Source organism: Shewanella sp. Actino-trap-3 (genome assembly GCF_002836275.1).
Taxonomy (GTDB): Bacteria; Pseudomonadota; Gammaproteobacteria; order Enterobacterales; family Shewanellaceae; genus Shewanella; species Shewanella psychromarinicola.
On the sequence record NZ_PJCE01000001.1, the window covers coordinates 3,197,016 to 3,216,485 of the forward strand.

At 43.7% G+C, this 19,470-nt stretch carries 16 protein-coding genes and 1 pseudogene; 6 read left to right on the top strand and 11 right to left on the bottom strand.

Annotation, left to right across the window (positions count from 1 at the left end):
* Positions 1 to 85: 85 nt before the first annotated feature.
* The 3 genes from CXF80_RS13680 to CXF80_RS13685 all read right to left on the bottom strand — a co-directional run bounded on the left by CXF80_RS13680 (position 86) and on the right by CXF80_RS13685 (position 3,288).
* Positions 86 to 1,879 (bottom strand): AMP-dependent synthetase/ligase, encoded by a 1,794-nt coding sequence (locus CXF80_RS13680; protein WP_101033382.1) that lies wholly within the window; start codon positions 1,877 to 1,879, stop codon positions 86 to 88.
* Positions 1,880 to 2,006: 127 nt separating this feature from the next.
* On the bottom strand, positions 2,007 to 2,147 hold the full coding sequence (locus CXF80_RS20160) for a hypothetical protein (protein ID WP_157822234.1): 141 nt from the start codon (positions 2,145 to 2,147) through the stop codon (positions 2,007 to 2,009).
* Positions 2,148 to 2,901: 754 nt separating this feature from the next.
* Entirely contained in the window at positions 2,902 to 3,288 is a 387-nt protein-coding gene (locus CXF80_RS13685; protein WP_101033383.1) for a GntR family transcriptional regulator, read from the bottom strand.
* Positions 3,289 to 3,382: 94 nt separating this feature from the next.
* On the opposite strand from CXF80_RS13685, the gene CXF80_RS13690 reads away from it, so the two are divergent.
* The 3 genes from CXF80_RS13690 to CXF80_RS13700 are packed head-to-tail and all read left to right on the top strand — an operon-like array spanning position 3,383 to position 6,863.
* Positions 3,383 to 4,993: an alpha/beta hydrolase gene (locus tag CXF80_RS13690; protein WP_101033384.1), complete on the top strand. Its 1,611-nt coding sequence runs from the start codon at positions 3,383 to 3,385 to the stop codon at positions 4,991 to 4,993.
* A 2-nt stretch (positions 4,994 to 4,995) separates the two neighbouring features.
* Positions 4,996 to 5,730 (top strand): ABC transporter ATP-binding protein, encoded by a 735-nt coding sequence (locus tag CXF80_RS13695; RefSeq protein WP_101033385.1) that lies wholly within the window; start codon positions 4,996 to 4,998, stop codon positions 5,728 to 5,730.
* A complete protein-coding gene (locus tag CXF80_RS13700; protein WP_101033386.1) occupies positions 5,730 to 6,863 on the top strand; it encodes an ABC transporter permease in 1,134 nt (377 codons plus the stop codon). Before CXF80_RS13695 ends, CXF80_RS13700 begins: the two co-directional genes overlap by 1 nt.
* A 108-nt stretch (positions 6,864 to 6,971) precedes the next feature.
* Here CXF80_RS13700 and mog read toward each other — a convergent pair whose 3' ends face one another.
* Complete coding sequence (mog, locus tag CXF80_RS13705) at positions 6,972 to 7,505, bottom strand: molybdopterin adenylyltransferase (RefSeq protein WP_101033387.1); 534 nt, start codon at positions 7,503 to 7,505, stop codon at positions 6,972 to 6,974.
* Positions 7,506 to 7,730: 225 nt separating this feature from the next.
* Here mog and CXF80_RS20700 point away from each other — a divergent pair, with 225 nt between their 5' ends.
* Positions 7,731 to 8,015 carry a type II secretion system protein gene (locus CXF80_RS20700; RefSeq protein ID WP_332871120.1) on the top strand — a complete coding sequence of 95 codons (285 nt, stop codon included), beginning with the start codon at positions 7,731 to 7,733 and terminating at the stop codon, positions 8,013 to 8,015.
* A 356-nt stretch (positions 8,016 to 8,371) separates the two neighbouring features.
* Here the strand turns inward: CXF80_RS20700 and CXF80_RS13715 are convergent, their stop codons facing one another.
* A complete protein-coding gene (locus tag CXF80_RS13715) occupies positions 8,372 to 8,995 on the bottom strand; it encodes a TetR/AcrR family transcriptional regulator (RefSeq protein ID WP_101033388.1) in 624 nt (207 codons plus the stop codon).
* 410 nt (positions 8,996 to 9,405) lie between these two features.
* On the opposite strand from CXF80_RS13715, the gene CXF80_RS13720 reads away from it, so the two are divergent.
* On the top strand, positions 9,406 to 10,638 hold the full coding sequence (locus tag CXF80_RS13720; RefSeq protein ID WP_101033389.1) for an efflux RND transporter periplasmic adaptor subunit: 1,233 nt from the start codon (positions 9,406 to 9,408) through the stop codon (positions 10,636 to 10,638).
* A 12-nt stretch (positions 10,639 to 10,650) separates the two neighbouring features.
* On the top strand, positions 10,651 to 13,812 hold the full coding sequence (locus CXF80_RS13725) for an efflux RND transporter permease subunit (RefSeq protein ID WP_101033390.1): 3,162 nt from the start codon (positions 10,651 to 10,653) through the stop codon (positions 13,810 to 13,812).
* Positions 13,813 to 14,052: 240 nt separating this feature from the next.
* Here the strand turns inward: CXF80_RS13725 and CXF80_RS13730 are convergent, their stop codons facing one another.
* From CXF80_RS13730 to arsJ, 6 genes and pseudogenes are all read right to left on the bottom strand, one after another.
* Positions 14,053 to 14,607 (bottom strand): C40 family peptidase, encoded by a 555-nt coding sequence (locus CXF80_RS13730; RefSeq protein WP_232772108.1) that lies wholly within the window; start codon positions 14,605 to 14,607, stop codon positions 14,053 to 14,055.
* An 87-nt stretch (positions 14,608 to 14,694) separates the two neighbouring features.
* A complete protein-coding gene (locus tag CXF80_RS13735) occupies positions 14,695 to 15,279 on the bottom strand; it encodes a TetR/AcrR family transcriptional regulator (RefSeq protein ID WP_198554766.1) in 585 nt (194 codons plus the stop codon).
* Between the two features lie 332 nt (positions 15,280 to 15,611).
* Positions 15,612 to 17,264: a diacylglycerol kinase family protein gene (locus tag CXF80_RS13740; RefSeq protein WP_101033393.1), complete on the bottom strand. Its 1,653-nt coding sequence runs from the start codon at positions 17,262 to 17,264 to the stop codon at positions 15,612 to 15,614.
* Positions 17,265 to 17,475: 211 nt separating this feature from the next.
* Positions 17,476 to 17,670 (bottom strand): hypothetical protein, encoded by a 195-nt coding sequence (locus CXF80_RS13745; RefSeq protein ID WP_101033394.1) that lies wholly within the window; start codon positions 17,668 to 17,670, stop codon positions 17,476 to 17,478.
* 80 nt (positions 17,671 to 17,750) lie between these two features.
* Positions 17,751 to 17,926 (bottom strand): annotated as a pseudogene (locus tag CXF80_RS13750) (DUF1328 family protein).
* A 326-nt stretch (positions 17,927 to 18,252) separates the two neighbouring features.
* Entirely contained in the window at positions 18,253 to 19,470 is a 1,218-nt protein-coding gene (gene arsJ / locus CXF80_RS13755; RefSeq protein ID WP_101033395.1) for an organoarsenical effux MFS transporter ArsJ, read from the bottom strand.

Consider the following 19,470-nt stretch of genomic DNA (forward strand, 5'->3'; position numbering starts at 1 on the left):
TTTAAGCTTAAGAAAGATCACCGCTCTGTGAGTCATCAACAAAAAAGGACGCGAATGCGTCCTTTTTTGTCTTTCACACTATGATTTAATGCCCATACATGGCATTAATTTCATTATGGTATTTACTGTAGATCATTTTACGGCGCAGCTTTAATGTGGGGGTGATTAAGCCGGCTTCCATTGAAAAGGCTTCATGTAATAGGGTGAATTTTTTAATTTTTTCAAAACCGGCCAATTCATGTTGTAACTCTTTTAAGCGCTGCTCAAAATGGGCGACCACTTGTGAATGACGCAACAAATCAATCGGATTTTCAACATAAATACCTTGGGCATGGGCCCAAGATTCTAGGGCGGAAAAGGCTGGCACAATAAGCGCTGACACGTAATTACGCGCATCGGCAATAATGGCCACCTGCTCAATAAACGGGCAACACCCCACTTTACCTTCAACCCGCTGTGGGGCAATGTATTTGCCGTTAGAAGTTTTCATCAGTTCTTTAATGCGATCGGTCATAAACAGATTACCCTGCTCATCAATGCGGCCAGCATCGCCGGTTTTTAACCAGCCGTCTTCAAAGGCTTCAGCAGTATCTTCGGGGCGATTGTAATAACCGCGCATTACCGTGTCGCCACGCACTAGAATTTCATCGTCTTTGCCTAGCTTTATTTCCATGCCATCTAGTGGTTGACCGTTCGATCCGGGCACGCGATTGTCTAAGGTGTTACAGGTTACCGTGGCACTGGTTTCTGTCATGCCATAACCACATAACACTGGCACACTAATGCTGTGAAAAAAGCCGCCAACATTAACGTCTAACGCCGCGCCGCCCACTGGCATAAACTTCAAACGGCCACCCAATACTTGCTGCAGTTTGCGGTAAACCAGCTTGTTGGCCAGTTTCCACTGGGCACTTAACCATAAACTACCTGACGCTCGACCTTGGCTGACTTCAAATTGGCGTTTGCCTACTTTAATCGCCCAAGCAAATAGCGCTTGTCGAGCTTTAGGGGCTTGGCCCACTTTATCGTGCACTGCACTGTATATTTTTTCTAAAAATCGCGGCACCACACATAAGGTATGTGGTTTAACCGCAACAAGGGCTTCTTTAATGCGGTTAGTATCATTTAAATACACATTGTGACCGCCACGACACAGTACGTACATGGTCCAACCACGTTCAAATACATGGCTTAACGGTAAAAAAGCTAATGACACATCACCAGGGGTAAACGCTAATTTACTGTCATGTTGGTTGATCATTGAAGCAAAATTACGGTAGTCCAGCATCACACCTTTAGGATTACCCGTGGTGCCCGAGGTGTAGATCAGCGTGAATAAGTCATTTAAATCTGCCGCGTCGAGTCTGGCTGCTAACTCTTGTGCAATGCTTGGATTAAATTGGGTTGTAAGCAAGTAATCAAAATAAACATGATTATCGCTATTTAGGATCACGTTCGCGTCAAACACTACAATATGCTTTACGCAATCTGCTTGTGCGGCAACGGCACATGCCATGTCATATTGTTGTTGGTTACCGGCAAAAATCAATTTTGCTTGGGCATCATTAACAATGAATGCGGCTTGATCTATGGTGCTGGTTGGATACACAGGCACCACCACATTGCGGGCTTTAAGTGCACCAATATCAGCACACGTCCACTGTGGGCAGTTTTGAGCTAAAATCACCACTTTATCTTGCACTTGTAAACCAAACTTAATTAACAACTGTGCGACTGAGTCTGTGACGGTATTGAATGCATTCCAGGTCACAGTATGCCACGGCGCGGGCATATCAAAGCCTTCAAGCGCAATGTTATTAGTTAATAACTGGCTCTGCTGTTGCATGAGTCGTACGACATGGTATTGATCTAGTGACATATTACAGTGCCCTCTTAGCTTACAAGTGTTCCGCTTTTCTATTCTACCTTAAGCGACTAAAAATCATATGAGTTTTTGCTCTATTTTTGAGCTTGAAGTCACGTTCATACTAAAAATTGACAACTTATTAAGCTGTGGTGATGCCATTTTTCCACAATTTTCGCTTACCTCTGGCTAGGGCTCCAACACCTATGGCGAGCAATGGGATGTCGATAAACAATACCCTAACCGCTCTAGCAACGGGTTCGCCTTGGGTATCCACCAGCACACGTTGACCTTTTTTTGATCAAGGCAACATGGCTAGCAACGCGCGCTAAGTCTGAGGTGATACCCAATAAAAATATCACGGCAGCCACGAATCAAGCACAAGATCAAATAAGTCGTTTATAAGCTGGCATCTGACAGTGGGGTCAAGACTCGGGATGGGCTCATCGAGTAATTATAAGTGGGGCGATACGCCATTGTCATAGTTAATGCCATAGTTAATGCCATAGTTAATGCCATAGTTAATGCCATAGTTAATGCCATTGATTGACACTGAGCAACAGACAATTTTTGCATCGCTTGAGTGACATCTAAATCAAAATAAAAATCAAAATATTTCAGTCAATCTTGTTCGAGTATTCTATCACCGTTAAGGTTGGAGTTTAGGTGTGGTTTTTACGTTTATCTATGATGAAATCTTCATAGATAAAAGGCTGTTGCGACACATAATAAATGTGTTCTTTTGCTTATATTGACAGGGCTGTAGGTGTTTAATCGAGAGTTAAAATATCCCCAGCCTCAATACCGACAAGGCCTAAGACACAGCGCATAAAGGGTCGACTGACCGGCACCATTTTAACCGAATAATCTGACCACAGTGCCAGGGTAAAGTGTCATCGACAGATCAACCAACACAGTGTTACCGCGGTAGATTTATCTTTGGTGGCAAAGAGTTTGCTCACATGATTAACAGTAAAACGGGTTGTTGTTCAAGTTCCATTGTCGACTTCCTTGAGGGTGTTGTTAACAAAATCGACTTAATTACCGCTGTTTTTATTCCAAAATTGTTCCAATAAAATCTGTAACTGGTCATAATCGACCCCTAATTGTCGCGCTTGCTCAACCAATGCGGTTAATTGCGGTGCCAACAAACTACCGCCAGAGGTATTATTAGCTGACGTTTTTGCGGCAATCCGCGATGGCTGACCACGACGGCGTTCAATCCAGCCTTGCTCAGCAAGTTGCTGCATTGCTCGCGATACTGTCATTGGGTTTACCGCTAAATGCTCGGCAAGATGGCGCACCGAAGGCAGAATCTCTTCAGGGTGCAACTGCCCGCCGACAATTAAGCGCACGATTTGATCGTGCAACTGTCGATAGATGGGTTCACCACTGTTAGGGTTAACATTTAATAATTCTAACATTCGCCTTTAACAACTGTATTAACGCATTGATACACTCATACACTAAATGCTAAGGTAGCATAATCGCCATGAAATGCAAAAAGGAAACATTCCGATGATCAACAGGAAGTTTGTCAACACAGCCTTGGCTCAACCGGTTAGCCGCTCAGGGTTATGCCAATCGGCAACACTTACCAGCCGTTGGCTCGCGGTGGCCATTGTTATTTTATTCGCCAACTATAGCTATGCCGACACACAGGAAGCCAATGAGATTGCGCCCGCTAAAACTACAGCTTGTTACTTAGACGGTTTAGACGAGCAATTACAATGCGGTAAAATGAGTGTGCCAGAAAACCCCAAGCAACCTGACGGTAAGCAAATCGACATTCATTTTGCGATTTTGCCGGCGATTAAAAACACTTATCCGGATGAAGCTTTACTCGCCATAGCGGGTGGGCCAGGCCAATCGGCTATCGAAAATGCCGCCAGCTTTAATCGTATGTTGTCAAAAGTCCGCCAGCAGCGTGATATTTTACTCATCGACCAACGCGGTACAGGCCAATCGAACATACTATCTTGTGACGATGACACCACAGCAATACTCAGTATGAATGATGATGATATGGATATCATTGCTATGACTGAAAAGTGCCTAGCTCAAATTGATGCCGACGTGACTCAATACGGCAGTAACTCAGCGTTAAAAGACTTCGAAGCGGTACGCCAATTTTTAGGTTATCAAAAACTGCATCTCTATGGCATTTCATATGGTTCACGCATGGCACAGCTTTATATGCGTCATTATCCAGAAGCCTTATTAACAGTGACATTAGATGGTGTGGTGCCAATGCAACAGAGTGTTGTCGCGATTGGTAGTTCAATAGAGCGTGGCTTAAATGTGTTATGGCGTGACTGTAAAAGTACACCGGCTTGCCAGCAACAGTTTCCTGATTTGGCAGATGAATACAATAAAGTCGACCAGCTGTTGGCTAGCGCACCGATTAATCAGCAGGTGCGCGATCCACAAACTAATCAACTTAGCGACTTTCTACTCACCCGCGGTAAGTTTTCTGGTGCTATTCGGATGGCAATGTACATGGCCAATATTCGCGCACTACTCCCCCATGCTATTCATCAAGCGGCACAAGGTAATTATCAATCGATATTAGGTATTTACGCGTTAACCATCGACAGCACAGGTATTGCCATGGGCATGCATGCATCGGTAGTTTGCGGCGAAGACATTCACCGCATTAGCGAACAAATGCGTAAAGATGCCAAAGAGTCGTACATTAGTAGCAGCATGTTAGATGGGTTAGAAAAAACCTGCCAAGCTTGGCCGATGCCAACGGTTGACGATAGCTTTAGCGAGCCTATCCACAGTGACATACCAACCCTACTCTTGTCTGGTGAACTAGATCCCGCCACGCCGCCAAATTGGGGTGCCTTAGCGCAAGAGAAACTCACTCAGTCAAAGCACTTGATTGCCCCCTACGCGACTCACGGGGTGGCTGGTCAAAGCTGTGGTAATGATTTAGTCGCCCAATTAGTTGATCAAGGTTCGGTAAAAGACCTCGATGGCGCATGTTTACAAAAAGACGTACGTCGCAGTTTTTACCTCAACGCCAATACTGTAGAAGCACTGCCGGTTACCGACAACCCAGCCGACATCGAAACCAATCTCGACACAACGGCGCCAGCGAATATCGCTACAGAGAAGGAATAGTCATGATTACTGTTGCAAACTTAACCAAAAAGATTGGCGATATTCAAGCGTTAGATGATTTAAGTTTTAGCGCTGAAAATGGTCAGATCACCGGTTTACTCGGCCCAAATGGCGCCGGTAAAACCACCTGTTTACGCACCTTGTTTGGATTGCTCAAACCCGATTCAGGCACTGCCACGGTAAATGATATTGATGTAGCCGATGATCCGATTGGAGCCAAGAAGCAGTTGGGTTTATTCCCCGACCCTTTTGGTTTGTACGAGCGCCTTACCCCACGGGAATACATTAGCTTTTTTGCCGAACTGAGCGGTATGTCGCGTAAACAAGCTAAACAAGCCACCGCAAATGTCATTGCACAATTGAAGCTTGAAGACATTAGCGACCGTCGCTGCAAGGGCTTTTCCCAAGGTCAACGGATGAAAACCGCCTTAGCACAAGCGATTGTACATAGACCAAGTAACATTATTTTAGATGAGCCGACTCGTGGACTCGATGTGATGAACACCCGCCTATTGCGCGATATCTTGCTACAACTCAAAGCCGAAGGGCATTGTGTACTGTTTTCAAGCCATGTAATGCAAGAGGTCGCCGCCTTGTGTGACCGCGTCATCGTGATGGCTAATGGTAAAGTGATCGCCATGGGCAGCCCTGACGAACTGTGTCAGCAAACCGGCAAAGACTCACTAGAAGATGCATTTATCGAACTTATCGGTACTGACGAAGGAATTGCAGCTTAATGAAAATGATACTCGCAATGGTGCGCAAAGAACTCGTCGATGCCGCACGTGACAAGCGTTCGGTAATGGCTGGGCTGTATTACGCCATTGGCACGCCGCTGCTCATGTGTGGCATGTTTATGGTGTTAATTGGTCAACTGTCTAGCCCAGAAGATTTAAACATCAATATAAACAACGCAGATAATGCACCCGATTTAGTACGCTACTTAAGCAATAACGGCATTAACCATGGTGAAGGCGAAGACGCCAACAAAATCACCTTAACCATTAGCGACAATTACGCCACCAACATGGCCAAAGCCAAACAAGCTGAAGTATTATTAATCGCCGATAATTCAGATGAGAAGCTGCAAAAGTCTATCAGCCGACTAGAACGTCAGCTGCAAACTTATAGCGCCGAAATGGGCAGCATACGGCTAATTGCACGTGGTATTAATCCACGTATTACCCAACCACTCAAAATCAATGTCGAAGACCAAGCCACCCCAGATTCTAAAGGCGGAATGATTTTAGGCATTGCCATTTTCACCATGATGTATTCGGTGTTCATCTCGGGCATGAACCTTGCTATCGACACCAGTGCCGGCGAGCGTGAGCGTAATTCACTGGCACTATTACTCAGCCACCCAATGAGCACCCGCCAATTAGTGATAAGTAAAATCATTGCCGTAAGCTGCTTTGCTTTACTTGGTTTAATCCTGATTTTATTAGTCTCTAAAGTGGCGTACGCCTTTGTCCCGTGGCAAGAAATAGGCTTTACCGTCAATATTACCCAAGACTTTATGGGCTTAATGTTCATTGTAGGGATCCCGGTTGCCTTGATGGCCGCAACTTTACAACTGTATGTGTCGTTTATGGCTAAAACCTTTAAAGAGGCCCAGTCATATTTAACCATGGTGCTGTTTGTGCCACTGGCACTATCAATTGCAGCCAGTTACAACATCGCCCCAGACGTATTGCAGTGGTTACCCGTATCGGGCCAGCAACAAGCCTTAATGGACTTTATCAAAGGTCGTGAAATTCCGATGCTGCAGCTAATTATTTCATCAATCACCACGCTGATCATTGCCATTGCATTAGCCGCAGGTTTAGAAAAGTCGCTTAAAAGTGAAAAAGTCGTCTTTGGCTTATAAGGTTTATCTTAAAAATACCGTAGATCAATCCTCACAAAAATGCCGTCAGATGTTGACGGCATTTTTAATTAAACTAACTGTTAGTTTGTAATAGTGAGTTGCTAATGGTTACTTAGCTTTTGGTCTAAATGGCTTGATCACTGCTTCGTCACACACCAAAAACGGTCCATCCATTAAGTCGATACAGTATGGAATGGCTGGGAATACCGCATCCAAACATTCGCGAATAGACTTAGGTTTACCGGGCAAATTGACAATCAGCGAATCGCCGCGTAATCCTGCAGTTTGACGTGATAAAATAGCAGTTGGTACAAACTTTAATGACTCGGCGCGCATGAGTTCACCAAAACCTGGCATCATTCTATCGCACACCGCTTCGGTAGCTTCTGGGGTAACATCGCGTTTGGAAGGACCCGTTCCACCAGTGGTCACGATTAAACAACAATCTTGGTTGTCGGCTAAATCAATTAATGTGGCTTCAATAACGTCACCCTCATCTGGGATCACCTTGTAAACAGGTTCCCATTCAGAGGTTAAGTATTCAGTTAATACATCAATAATAGCTTTGCCCGACAAATCTTCATATATACCCGCGCTGGCACGATCGCTCACGGTAACGATGCCTATTTTAGCTTTGCTCATGGTTATCTTTCCCTAATGTGGGTAAATCAATCTCAGCTAGAGTTGAGGTTAAATCAATAATGCACTTATAGACCGACAATCTACCAAAAAAATGTGAGTTCACAAAATAACAGATCGATAAATAGATCACTGTTTACACAATGACATCACCTAAGGGGCTATTGATACGCTAGGACGGTTACCTTTACTGAGTTTGATTATTGATATCAAAAAAGAGTTATACATATACATAAAAATCGACAGCGCGGCTTTACCCTTATCGAACTAGTTGTAGTGATCATTATTTTAGGTATTTTGGCTGTGGTAGCTGCGCCGAAGTTTATTAACCTAATAAGTGATGCGCTTATCGCCAATTTAAATGGCTTAAAAGGCGCATTAAAGTCGGCCAATACCTTAGTGTATTCTAAAGCAGTATTAACTGGTCAAGAAAAGCTCGAACCCGGTTCGGTGGCAGTTAATGGCACACCGATTAGCACCACTGTGGGCTACAATTACCCCTCTTGGTACTAATATCGCAGTGGCGATTGAGGGTTCTTTTGAAGTGATGACTAACGCAAATGATACGATTACCGCGGACTGGGGACTCTTTGATGTGTCAGGCGGTAACGTGTATATTTTCCCTAGGGATATGACATTAATGGCAGCTGTAGCTTGCGATACAATGTTGATTCAACGAATACCACCGAACCGACGTTTTACAGTATTACCAGCAGCGGCTGTTAGGGCTATATGAACAAGGAGTAACAAACAAAAGAGTCAATATTGAGAGAAGATTGAGACGGTAAAAGATACTGTGAAAATTACAGTATCAATTGATTTACTGAACGGCTAGCCTTAGTAACCGAGTTAATAAGCTACTGAATAAGCTACTTAGGATTGACGTATAAAATTAAAATACCTGCAATCGCCATGCTAGCGACTTGCTGCAACTCTTCAATGCTTGCCCCTTCTGATGCCTGAATCGACATTCCCTGAAACAAGGTGCTAATGAATCGCGCTAACACTTCAGGCTGACAATCTGCATTTAACTCACCTTGATGTTTGGCTTGCTCAAATCGGGCAATCAACTGGAGCTTATGCTGCGCTTTGCGCTCTAAAACAGCTTGTTTAATAGACTCGCTCGCCTCACTACATGAAAGGGTGCTGTTAATTAATGCGCAACCTTGAGGGTGGCTACAGTCAGTAAACTTGGCTGCAGCGCCAAGCAATAAGCCGCGAACCACATCAGCAACATGTTGATGTTTAAAAGCCGTATTAAATAATGAATCTGGGCGGTTTTCGTATAAATCGATGGCTTTTAAAAATAGCTGCTCTTTATTACCAAATGCGGCATACAGGCTAGGCTTCTTGATCCCCATTGCCTCGGTTAGCTCGTTTAAAGAAGTCCCTTCATATCCATGACGCCAGAAAACATTAAGCGCTTGCTCTAATGCTAAGTCGATATCGAACCCACGAGGGCGACCAACGCAAGCTGCTTTTGTGATTGTCATAAATAGTACCTCATATATTAACGCAGCTTTACTTATCAGAAACTTAACTGGCTTTCTAATGACAAATAACCCACATACTTTAGCATAATATTAAGCCATCTTAGGGTTAATATTGTGCAGATTTGTCGCAATTATAACAATTGAACAAGTATTGATTAACGCTATTTCATCGCAACAAATCACCTTGTAAGTAGTGATGTTACTTTATCTTCCCGCTAATTGAACCTCTTGTCAAAATAATTTAATACCTGTCGGTACAAAAGTCATTGACAGGGTTATTTTAATCTATATATTACCGTTCGGTACAGAACATTTTTTACCTATCGGTATAAAATTAATCCGCACACCAATATAACGACCCTATAGCCTGCTGAAAAAAACGTAAATGCTATTGATTAAAGGACCGCACCATGAAGACGTTAACATCAATTAAAACCACTTTATTAGTCAGCCTAACGGCATTGCTATTAGTGGCGTGCGGCGAACAACCTGCACAACAAGCCAATACATCTGCAGCGCCTAAGGTAGATGTTGCTAACGTGCTTTATGAGCGCATTACCGAGTGGGATCAATTTACCGGACGCTTACAAGCCCCTGAAAAGGTCACTTTAGTGCCTCGCGTATCGGGCTATATTGAATCGATTAACTTTAAAGAAGGCGCGCTAGTGCAAAAAGGCGATGTGTTATTTACCATCGACTCGAGTGTTTTTATTGCTGAATATGAACGCCTTAAAGCAGAATTAACCAGTGCTATATCGGCCAATCAACTCGCTAAAAATGACTACGCACGGGCAAATAAACTTTTTTATCAACAAGCGGTATCAGAAGAGCTAATTGATACTCGTCGCTCTACTATGCATCAAACTGCGGCAGCGGTTGCGTCAGTTAACGCCGCATTAACGCGCGCACAACTTAACGTTGAATACACCCATGTTACCGCTCCCATCACGGGTCGTGTTTCATATGCCAACGAAACCGCAGGTAACTTCGTTACGGCAGGACAAACACATCTCACCAGTTTAGTATCAACATCGCATATGTACGCTTATTTCGATATCGACGAGCAAAGCTATTTAAAATATGCGGCCTTATCGTTCGAGAATAAACGCCAGAATCCTCGTTTAGGTAACAATGCCGTGGTTATGGCGCTTGCCAATGAAACCAGTTTTAATCACCAAGGCGTGATCGACTTTGTTGATAATGCAGTAAACCAACAAACCGGTACTATTCGTGTTAGAGCCAACTTTGCGAATCAAGACAATCAGTTACTTCCAGGCTTATTTGCTCGCATCAGCATTGCTGGTAGCGAGTCGTATCAACGTATTTTAATTGACGACAAAGCCATTATGACTGACCTAAGCAACAAGTTTGTCTTAGTGGTAAGCGACAAAAATATCCTTGAATATCGTGGTGTTAGCCTCGGAGCGAAACTTCATGGTTTGCGTATTATTACCGCAGGGTTATCGCCTAACGACACCATCGTGGTTAACAGCCTGCAAAAAGTACGTCCTAACGTCACTATTGAGCCAAACCAGACCGACATGGCAGGTGACGGTCAGCTTGAAGCCTTGCATCAAGCGCAACAAATCCTCGATAACCAGCCTCTCACAGCACACGTTGCTGATGACGCTAGTCAAGGTTAAGGAAACTACACTATGTTGTCTCAATTTTTTATTAAAAGACCGATTTTTGCCGCTGTTCTGTCGCTACTGTTCTTTATTTCAGGCGCGCTGGCGGTATGGCAATTACCGATCACCGAATACCCTGAGGTAGTACCGCCAACAGTCGTTGTTACGGCAAACTACCCAGGCGCCAACCCAAAAGTAATCGCCGAAACGGTGGCGTCGCCGCTGGAGCAAGAGATAAACGGCGTAGAAAACATGTTGTACATGTCTTCACAAGCCACATCCGATGGCCGCATGACGCTAACCATCACCTTTGCGATTGGTACTGACGTTGATTTAGCTCAAACCCAAGTGCAAAGCCGTGTAGAGCGTGCAAAACCTCGCTTACCAGAAGAAGTACAACGCTTAGGTATTGTGACCGAAAAGTCATCACCGAGTTTAACCATGGTGGTGCATTTAACCTCGCCCGATAACCGTTATGACATGTTATATCTGTCTAACTATGCGGTATTGAAAGTGAAAGACGAATTAGCCCGAATTACCGGTGTAGGGGCGGTGCGCGTATTTGGCGCAGGTGACTACAGTATGCGTGTATGGCTAGATCCTAATAAAGTGGCAGCAATCAGTTTATCTCCGAGTAATATTGTTGCCGCTATTCGTGAGCAAAACCAACAAGCAGCAGCAGGAAGCCTAGGCGCACAACCTAGTGGCGACAGTGATTTCCAATTATTGATCAACGTTAAAGGTCGTTTATCCAGCGTTGAAGAGTTCGAGAATATTATTATTAAAGTGGGCGATGAAGGTCAGATCACCCGTTTAAAGGATGTTGCTCGGGTTGAATTAGGCGCATCAACTTATGCCCTACGTTCAATGTTAGACAATAAAGACGCTGCTGCACTACCTGTTTTCCAAGCGTCGGGTTCAAACGCGATTCAAATATCTGATGATGTCCGTTCTAAAATGGCTGAATTGTCTCAATTATTTCCAGAAGGATTAACCTACGACATCGTCTACGATCCAACCGTGTTCGTCCGCGGTTCAATAAAAGCGGTAGTGCAAACACTGCTCGAAGCTTTATTGCTGGTAGTACTCGTCGTGGTACTGTTTTTACAAACGTGGCGCGCATCCATTATTCCATTAGTGGCCGTTCCGGTATCGCTTGTGGGTACCTTTGCCTTTATGCACCTATTGGGCTTCTCACTGAATGCCTTATCATTATTCGGTTTGGTATTAGCCATCGGTATTGTCGTTGACGATGCTATCGTGGTGGTTGAAAACGTTGAACGAAATATCTCTGACGGTTTATCTCCTGTTGCTGCCACCCAAAAGGCAATGAAAGAAGTGACCGGCCCGATTGTCGCCACCACACTGGTTCTAGCAGCAGTATTTATTCCAACCGCCTTTATGTCAGGTTTAACCGGCCAGTTTTATAAGCAGTTCGCGCTGACGATCACCATTTCCACCTTTATTTCAGCGATTAATTCGTTAACCCTAAGCCCAGCATTATCGGCATTACTGCTTAAAGGTCATCACGAGAAAAAAGATGCGCTTACTCGTGGCATGGATAAACTGCTGGGAGGCTGGCTATTCAATCCATTTAATCGCCTGTTTGCGCGCATGTCTGAAGGTTACGGTTGGCTGGTTAAAAAGATCATCCGTTTTGGTGCGGTTGTCGGCATTATTTATATCGGTTTAGTCGGCTTAACAGGCTTACAATTTGCCAACACCCCTACTGGTTATGTACCAGGGCAAGATAAACAATATCTTATCGCCTTTGCACAATTGCCTGATGCCGCGTCATTAGATCGCACTGAAGCTGTCGTGAAAGAAATGTCACGAATTGCCTTAGCGCAACCTGGTGTCGCCCATGCGGTAGCCTTTCCAGGCTTAAGCATTAATGGCTTTACTAACAGCACCAATAGCGCCATTTTGTTTACCCCGTTGGATGACTTTGCCGATCGCAAAGATCCATCATTATCAGCAGGCGCAATTGCAGCAGCGTTAAATCAACAGTTTGCCGCCATTGACGGTGCGTATATTGCGATTTTCCCACCACCGCCAGTACAAGGCTTAGGCACCATTGGTGGCTTTAGATTACAAATTCAAGACCGGGCAAACTACGGTTATGAAGAGTTGTATAAAGTGACCATGGAAGTGATGCAAAAAGCATGGGCAACGCCAGAGTTAGCGGGGGTGTTCTCGAGTTATCAAGTGAGTGTGCCACAACTTGACGTGAACATTGATCGTACTAAAGCCAAACAACAATCGGTGTCGTTAGACGAATTGTTTTCCACATTACAGGGTTACATGGGCTCGGTTTACGCCAACGACTTCAACCAATTTGGCCGCACTTATCAAGTTAAGGTGCAAGCCGATGAGCTGTTTAGACAAACGCCAGAACAAATAGCCCAACTTAAAGTACGCAACAACCAAGGCGAAATGGTGCCTATTGGTTCATTTATTAATGTGACCAATACATCAGGCCCAGACAGGGTCATGCATTACAACGGTTTTACCACTGCTGAACTTAACGGTGGTGCTGCGCCAGGATACAGTTCTGGTGAGGCACAAGCTGCGATTGAAAAAATATTGGCAGAAACCTTACCCAATGGCATGACTTACGAGTGGACAGAGATCACTTACCAGCAGATTTTGGCCGGTAATGCGGGTACCTATATTTATCCGTTAATTATCTTATTAGTGTTTATGGTATTAGCGGCGCAATATGAAAGTTTAACCTTGCCATTAGCCATTATTCTTATTATTCCAATGACACTATTGTCAGCATTAACAGGGGTGCTTATCTACGGTGGCGATAACAATATCTTTACCCAGATTGGTTTGATTGTACTGGTGGGGCTGGCAACCAAAAACGCCATTCTGATTGTTGAGTTTGCCAAGGAGTTACAAGACAAAGGCATGCAACCATTAGAGGCGATACTTGAAGCGGGTCGTTTACGTTTACGGCCTATTTTAATGACCTCGATTGCCTTCATTATGGGGGTGGTACCTATGGTATTCTCGAGCGGACCAGGTTCAGAAATGCGCCAAGCAATGGGTGTTGCAGTATTCTCTGGCATGATTGGGGTGACTATTTTTGGCCTTATCCTCACGCCACTGTTTTACTATGCTCTGGCTAAGCGTGGCAAACATAACGCCGAGTTAGCTGAACCAGTCGAGTCGCACGACTAAATACCTAATGGGATCAATCATCACAAAAAAGAGCTAACCCTAGGGTTAGCTCTTTTTTATTGACCTGCCACTAACTCAAGCACCTGCTGTACATGAACCTTATACTAAAATACAAATAGCCAATACAAATCAATATCTTAGATAAAATAGCATTAGGTAATCTAACCCTTTAAAATATAACCGATGTCGATATTCACATTGAACAGAAAAATAGCACCTGCTCATTAGGCTGATGGCGCATTATAAATTGTCTTGCTGTTGAACATGATCAACAAGACTGGCTAGCGACATGTTTTGCTCAAGCGTTGGGTTTTTTAAGCGTGTTGCAAACCAAAAACGCGGCTTCCAATAGATATTATTCAAACTCGAAATTTTGACCCCTTTTTTAGTCGAGGCATGTAAAAAACGATTGTTGCCCATGTAAATACCGACATGGCGAACGGTTCGAGTGGTTTTAAAAAACACTAAATCGCCCGTTTGCAACTGAGCTCGCGGCACCTCTTTACCCATAATACGCTGCGCGTTTACAGTACGAGGTAATTTGTCACCGACAATATTAAGGTAAGCCAAATACACAAATCCTGAACAATCAATACCGTTTTTACTCAGCCCACCTAAACGATAAGGGGTACCTTTCCATTCGTTATGAAAACTTAGCAGGTTTGACTCGCTCCATTTTGGCGGCGGTTGCAACATAGGCGGTACCGCCACAGGTATAGGCGCAACCACAGGAGGCTTTGCCGCACACGCAGACAACAACACCACTACACAACCAATTAATAATCCTTTAGTCAATTCGACCCACTCCAAGACCCGAAAAATCACCTAAAATATAAACGTGTCACAATACTCAATCGAAATCACGCTTGCCGATATAGACGTTTAACGAGTCATCATTTGCATGCACTGCACTAAAGCCCGTTTAGTCGCTATTTTATCCGCTTTAATTTGTGAGCGTAGCATAGTTCCTTGCCAGTTTGACCAAAAAACACTCGCTAATATTGATGCCGATAAGTCGGCACGAATATGCCCTTGTTGTTGACCTTGTTGAATAAGTGCACTCAATAAACCTAACCATTTATCGTAAAGATGAGTCAATGTTTGATGCAATAATGGTGATTGTGGACTCACCTCAACCATCAAGATACCGATAACACAGCCGCGAGGCTGATGACCACTAAAAAGCTCATCAATGAGTTGATGATAGCCATTCAATAGCGTCGATAAATTGGCTTTAAAATTCGCACTAGGATCAATCGCAATGGGTTGAATGCGTTGTTGGAAATAATGTTCGGCAACGGCAGCTGCAAACGCTTCTTTACTGGCAAAATAATGGTAAAAAGAACCTTTAGGAATGCCGACTTCATCGAGGATCAATTTAATGCCTACGCCACTGTATCCATGCAAAGCAAAAAGCTTTTCGCCTACGGCACAAATCGACTGTTTACTGGTGGTATTTTTGTTCATAGGGCCTCCCATTTTAGTGACAGAATAAACAAGAATAGACCAGTCGTCTACATTTTTGCGAAACATCGAGTCTGTTATTGTATTGTCATGGTAAAATAAGCATTATTAGTGAGTATTTGGCTTAATACTCTCGTCCAGCCGTTGATTGTCGGTGCGTTTCAGCGCAACCGTGGTCGATATGCTGATGACCCCTTTTCTGGCACTGTTTGCGCTTGTACAACACTCTTCAGCTGCCACTTAACAACAAGATACAAGTACATATCAACTCAGTAAAATAACCGCTTGCGGTATTAATTATCCCAACCAAAAGCTAGCGACTTAGCAAACATTCGCTAAAGGTGTTTACTGACATTAGGTATAAACACCTTTAGGGACTTGGGCTTGACTTTAATACACAGATCTTCAGATTCAAATAACTCACCGTCAATCACATATTGGCATGACGAATCAGTATTTAAGTAGATTTTCTTGGCTTGTACATGCCGAATTCCACTCACTTGATCATCCTCACGCGCTCCGGTTAAGCCAGCAAATAGCAGCTCGGTCATACTCAATAATTGTTGTTGTGATACTTCACTTGACTCAATCCAAGTAATGTCTAACAAGCCATCGGTGATATTGGGTTCACCATTACCTTGTGCTAACAAACTGGTAAAGGGTGCAGCATTGGCAATCACTAGGCTAGTGGTGTTAATCACTTGAATTTCACCACCATCAAGCTGTAACCTCATCGACAATGGTTGGTTTTCGTCTATCGCCTCCCACAAACCATTAAGATATGCCCACTGGCCTAGCTGATCTTTTCGGTCACGATCAGCTTTTTCAATCATTTTTTGCTCAAAGCCTAATCCCACCAGCAACAACATCAACTGATTATTACAAATGGCGGTATCAATTCGCTGACAATGACCTTGAATTAAAATATCAAGCGCTTGCGACACAGGAACCAACTTACTGGTTACGCCAAATAAGGTATGACTTAGTGCGTTGGTGGTTCCCATCGGAATAATACCTAAGAAAATATCAGTATCGACAATAACCGATGCCACCTCGTTAACTGTGCCATCACCACCGCAGGCCACAATAATATCCGCACCCTTGTTTTTGGCATGTTCGGCGAGTTGCACAGCTGACTTATCTTTGGCGGTATGCAGCACTTCAAGCTGAAAATAGTCCGACAAGGTTTGGATTATATGATCAGCTTCATCATGCCACTTGCCACCACCTGACACTGGGTTAACAATTAACCAAGCGCGTTTGTGGATGTTAATTTGGTTCCGGCTATGCATTTTCTCTACCGCAGCCAACTGCCATTTATTTAACCGTGCCGTTTGACGAATATTATTAATGGATTTAAGCACATCACTAAAATCACTGTGCTGATCACGACACACCAAATAAGCCGCTAACACCAACACAGAACGTCCTCGACCTAAGGCACAATGCACCACCACATTTTTGCCGTTACCGACTTGAGTGTGCAACCAATTGATGGCTTGATTTAACTGCGCGACAGTCGGCACGCTGTGATCCAATACGGGAATATTTAAATAGGCGATATGTTCATCAACCAAGGTCCACTCTAATGCGTCAAATTCGGCAGTAACATCCAAAATCGCATCAATTTTTCTTTCCTTAAGCAGGCTAATATCACTCGGAAACAATCGACAAGCCAAATACAACTGCTTATCAATTTTTTGGATTGCGGGCACTTTATCGTGCTGTCTCGCCCAAGCGTTATACACTTGGCAACCCATTAAAAATGGAATAAAACTCCAACTGATATACCAAGGAATACTGCCATCTTGGCTTTTACGGAATATGCCTGCGCTATTAACCCAATACGCCGAACTCACCAGCCCCAAAGACAATGCAATCCAGCCAAAAATGAGCTTAAGTACCACGTAAGGAAGCGCCACACATAAGCACAAAGCCAATATTACGCCAAGGGTATAATAATATTTAATATGAATTCGGCTGTGCATGGGGGTCCTCCTGCGATAAAAAAGCAGCACATGTGTGCTGCTTGGGCTAATGCTTATTGTAATAACACTCTGGTCTCTTCGTGGCAGTCACTCAAGTATTCCACTTCAGCTTACATTAGCGTAAAGGCAATTACCCCTACATCAATACTCCTAAGCTAAAAAGCTTAATGGCTCTGAACGGATAAAATAGTTAATTAGATAGCTTTGGTCGTTAACAGTCTGGATCTTCTGCTTTCATACCTTCTTTTACATCTTCACATGCATCTTCAACAGCATTACCTGCATCTTGGATCATTTCATCCACTTTCTCGCCAGCATTCTCAGCTTTGTTATCTGAACAGGCTGATAAACCAGCGGTTAAAAACACCATTAAACTTGCCATTGTGAGTAATTTTAATAATTTCATATTCATCTCCAAGATGATGGTTGTAATCGAATAATTTTATATCGCTAACCTTATCTCGAGTTAAGAGATCAGGTTAACTACTATGCTCGGGGACCTTTGCCTCTAATCGCATTGGCTACTAATGAAATCACCAGTAACACAATAAAAATAAAGAAAATAATTTTCGCGATACCTGCTGCGGCACCGGCAATACCCGTAAAACCCAATAGACCCGCTATAACGGCTATAACTAAAACATTAATGTCCAGCCCAACATAAAAACCTCCTTGGTGTACGGTTCACATTGTGATGTGCGTTGAATTTGCGCTGACGGTTGACACAAATATCTTATCTCTATCGTCAAAATTAACGATTCACACCACGACTATGTGTTAGTTAAAGCTAACATTGTGCCAACTTCAACAAAAAACTATAAGACCATGATTTGTAGATATTTTAATTTAAGGTAAGAAGATCAATAATGAAGAAGCCATAGTCGAGCAGGCAATTTTTACCGATGATACGGTAAGGGTTTCAGGCTATCACGGTTAGGTAGCGAAATATCGATATGTAAACAAAAATGCATCTAGTAGCTGTAATGGCTTACCCTTTATGAGGCAACTTAAGTGAAATTAAGGCAGCAAGAGCGACAAAACTACTGGATATCCATAAACAGGCTTCTAAGCCATATTCTTGAAACACCCAACCTGAAAGTACTGTACCCATTAACCGTCCCATGGCATTAGCCATATAGTAAAAGCCCACATCCAGTGACACCCCATCACTGCTGGCGTAGCTAACGATTAAGTAGCTGTGCAGTGATGAATTAATCGCAAACACCGCGCCAAATAACAATAAACCCGCTATTAATGTTACCTGGATATAAAAGTCAAAATGCAGAGTGAGAGCAATAGCCGCCGGGATCAGTAATAAGTAGCTTGCCCATGCAAATGCAGCTCGACCGCTCGGCACTTTGCCCTGCCGTTTACCGGTGAAATAAGGTGCAATAGATTGTACGATCCCATAACCAATTACCCAGCTAGCCATAAAGCCGCCAACCCACCAATGATCCCAGCCAAAGGTTGTCGCTAAAAATACCGGTAATGCCACCACAAACCATACATCTCTGGCGCCAAACAAAAACATCCGCGCCGCCGACAGTAAGTTAATCGCCCGACTTTTCGAAAAAATATCTTTGAATTTGGGTTTGTTTTTAGCTTTGCCTAAATCATCTTTTAAGGTCACTAAACTAAATAACCATACAATGCCTAATAACGTGGCCATTAACATAATAGCCCCTCTAAATCCTAAGCCCGTAAGCAACACACCACCTAAAAAGAACCCCACCCCTTTTAAGGCATTTTTAGAACCGGTTAACAGCGCCACCCACTGATAAAGCTTACCCTCGGCATCTGCTGGCACCAGAGTTTTAATGGCACTTTTGGCGCTCATTTTATTCAAATCTTTGGCGATACCCGACAAGGCCTGCGCTGCCATCACGTAAACCACTGTGAGCATGTCAGCAGGCACGGTTAGCATGGCTAACGCCACGATTTGCAGGCCTAAGCCAATATTCATGGTGTTATTAAGGCCAAGCCTTGCCCCTAACCAACCGCCAATAAGATTGGTGATCACCCCAAAGATTTCATAAAACAAAAACAACATAGCAATATTTAACGGGCTGTAACCTAGCTGATGAAAGTACAGCACCACCAGCATACGCAAGGCGCCATCGGTTAAGGTAAATGCCCAATAATTACCGGTGATCAGCAAATACTGCTTTATCGATGGTGGTAAGCTACGCAATGAAACCAGCCCCAT

Excerpts from the sequence above, each read along its gene's own strand:
- CXF80_RS13715 (WP_101033388.1), bottom strand. The coding sequence starts at position 8,995 with ATGACAATCACAAAAGCAGCTTGCGTTGGTCGCCCTCGTGGGTTCGAT.
- CXF80_RS13735 (WP_198554766.1), bottom strand. The coding sequence starts at position 15,279 with ATGAACAAAAATACCACCAGTAAACAGTCGATTTGTGCCGTAGGCGAA.
- CXF80_RS13720 (WP_101033389.1), top strand. The coding sequence starts at position 9,406 with ATGAAGACGTTAACATCAATTAAAACCACTTTATTAGTCAGCCTAACG.
- CXF80_RS13700 (WP_101033386.1), top strand. The coding sequence starts at position 5,730 with ATGAAAATGATACTCGCAATGGTGCGCAAAGAACTCGTCGATGCCGCA.
- CXF80_RS13745 (WP_101033394.1), bottom strand. The coding sequence starts at position 17,670 with ATGAAATTATTAAAATTACTCACAATGGCAAGTTTAATGGTGTTTTTA.
- CXF80_RS13695 (WP_101033385.1), top strand. The coding sequence starts at position 4,996 with ATGATTACTGTTGCAAACTTAACCAAAAAGATTGGCGATATTCAAGCG.
- CXF80_RS13685 (WP_101033383.1), bottom strand. The coding sequence starts at position 3,288 with ATGTTAGAATTATTAAATGTTAACCCTAACAGTGGTGAACCCATCTAT.
- CXF80_RS13740 (WP_101033393.1), bottom strand. The coding sequence starts at position 17,264 with ATGCACAGCCGAATTCATATTAAATATTATTATACCCTTGGCGTAATA.
- mog (WP_101033387.1), bottom strand. The coding sequence starts at position 7,505 with ATGAGCAAAGCTAAAATAGGCATCGTTACCGTGAGCGATCGTGCCAGC.
- arsJ (WP_101033395.1), bottom strand. The coding sequence starts at position 19,470 with ATGGGGCTGGTTTCATTGCGTAGCTTACCACCATCGATAAAGCAGTAT.
- CXF80_RS13725 (WP_101033390.1), top strand. The coding sequence starts at position 10,651 with ATGTTGTCTCAATTTTTTATTAAAAGACCGATTTTTGCCGCTGTTCTG.
- CXF80_RS13680 (WP_101033382.1), bottom strand. The coding sequence starts at position 1,879 with ATGTCACTAGATCAATACCATGTCGTACGACTCATGCAACAGCAGAGC.
- CXF80_RS13690 (WP_101033384.1), top strand. The coding sequence starts at position 3,383 with ATGATCAACAGGAAGTTTGTCAACACAGCCTTGGCTCAACCGGTTAGC.